At 68.3% G+C, this 1,901-nt stretch carries 4 protein-coding genes; all 4 read right to left on the reverse strand.

The window, feature by feature from the left end:
• Positions 1-75 precede the first annotated feature (75 nt).
• Positions 76-513, reverse strand: coding sequence for an OsmC family peroxiredoxin (locus ACFWPJ_RS19715; RefSeq protein WP_189029705.1), 438 nt, complete (start codon positions 511-513; stop codon positions 76-78).
• A gap of 73 nt (positions 514-586) precedes the next feature.
• Complete coding sequence (locus ACFWPJ_RS19720) at positions 587-1,030, reverse strand: SRPBCC domain-containing protein (RefSeq protein ID WP_378853317.1); 444 nt, start codon at positions 1,028-1,030, stop codon at positions 587-589.
• 55 nt (positions 1,031-1,085) lie between these two features.
• On the reverse strand, positions 1,086-1,406 hold the full coding sequence (locus ACFWPJ_RS19725; protein ID WP_378853319.1) for a DMT family transporter: 321 nt from the start codon (positions 1,404-1,406) through the stop codon (positions 1,086-1,088).
• On the reverse strand, positions 1,403-1,901 hold a 499-nt coding region (locus tag ACFWPJ_RS19730), incomplete at its 5' end, for an NAD(P)H-dependent oxidoreductase (protein WP_378853321.1). The genes ACFWPJ_RS19725 and ACFWPJ_RS19730, both read right to left, overlap by 4 nt.

A 1,901-nucleotide genomic window follows, 5' to 3' on the forward strand; every position in this document is an offset into this window, starting at 1 on the left:
TTTTCGTGCAATCCGGCCCCTACCAGTCAGTTTTCCGACTGCACAGCGGCGAATCGCACGAAAATGCCGGACGGATCAAATCAGCTCGGCGTCCAACTCGACCTCGGCGACGCCGGCCAGTGCCTTGCTGACCGGGCAGCCGTTCTTGGCGGCGGTGGCCGCGGTGTAGAAGCCCTCGGCGTCGAGCCCGGCCGCGACGGCGCGCACGGTCAGCTTGATCTTGCTGATCTGGAACCCACCGGCCGGGTCCGGCGCGAGGGTGACGTCGGCGGTGACATCCAGGCTTTCCGGAGTGCCGCCCGCATTGGCGATCTCGGCCGAGAGCGCCATCGAGTAGCACGACGAATGCGCCGCCGCGATCAGCTCTTCCGGGCTGGTGCCCTCGGCGACCTCGGCAGCGCGGCGCGGGAAGGTCACATCGAACTTGCCCGCACCGGAGCTGACCAGTTCGACCTGGCCGGAACCGTCCTGCAGTCCGCCTGCCCAGAGGGTGCGTGCGCTACGAGTCGGCATGGCAATCCTTTCGATTCGGTGGGTGTTGCGTCCGGTGACGAACCTACTCGGATCCCGGACGGAGTTCGGCGTCTCAGGCGGCGCCGGTGACCTCGTCCAGCCGTTCCAGCATCTCCGGCCAGACCTGCTGGTGCAGGTCACGGATGGCGGCGGTGGGGAAGCCCGAGTGGCGCAGGCGCAGCCGGATGCCGCGTGGCTGCTTGAGGAATTCGGCGGCGACCACGGTTTCCACGCCGTCGGTGGCCGCGGTGACCCAGGTGAATTCGATCCGGCGGTCCTGTTCCAGCAGCAGGATGCGGCCGTAATGCGGGTTGCGCTTGTCGGCCGAGCCGGTGTCGAAGTAGAGCGGCTCGTTCACGGCGGGGCGCATGAGGACCGATCCGGGAACGGCCAGCCACAGGTCGAGGCCCTGGGTCCAGGCCGCGTAGAGCAGGCTGGGCGAGGCTTTCATCACGCGCTCGACCGTGAGCTCGTGCGGTCGCGCAGACAGGTCCGGGGGGCGAACTGGCTGGTCCATCAGCCGACCTTACCGGCCCGGACCGGCCGATCACCGCATCGGGTGTGCGACAGCGTCACTCGGGGTTGGTGACGCGGGCGAGCACGATCCCGCCGAGGATCAGCGCCAGTGCCAGCATGCGGCCCGCGCTGAGCGGATCCTTGTGGACAAGGACGCCGAGGCTGATCGCGCCGAGCGCGCCGATTCCGGTGAACCCCGCGTAGGCGGTGCCGACCGGGAGGGTGTGCATGGCTCGCGAGAGCAGGTACACCGCGAGCGAGCCGAGGGCGATGCAGAGCAGGGTCGGGCCGAGTTTGGTGAAGTTCTCGGTGGGTTTGATGGTCTGCGACCAGATGATCTCGACGAGACCGGCGAGACCGAGTACTACCCAGCTCATTTCACGTAGTCCTTTGCGAGCAGACGAACTTCGGTCAGCGCGGCGGCGAGCGAGGCCTCGTGCGCGTCGCGCAGGTGGGCCAGGTTCGGGTCCTGTACGGCGTTGGCGAGTTCGGCGTGGACGAACACGGCGTCGGTGACGGCGAAATGGCCTGCGAAGAAGTCGCGCAGGTAGCGCTCCTGGTAGTCGTAGGCCGCCTTCGGCGCACCGGGCGAGTAGGCGCCACCGCGGGCGCCGACTACCACGAACCTGCGCTCCCCCAGCGACATTCGCGGGAAGGTGATCTGGTCGAGCCAGGCCTTGAGCGCGGCGGGGATCGAGTAGTTGTACATCGGGGTCCCGATGAGGATCACGTCGGCGGCGAGTGCCTGTGCGAGCAGTGGTTCGACGATCTTCCAGGCGGTCTTCGCCGCGGGGGTCACGGCCAGCTCGGGGAGCAGATCGAGGTCGGTGCTGCCCGCGGCGAGGACGGCGTCGCAGAGTTCGGTCCAGCCC

It is taken from the genome of Nocardia sp. NPDC058497, from assembly GCF_042720195.1.
GTDB lineage: Bacteria > Actinomycetota > Actinomycetes > Mycobacteriales > Mycobacteriaceae > Nocardia.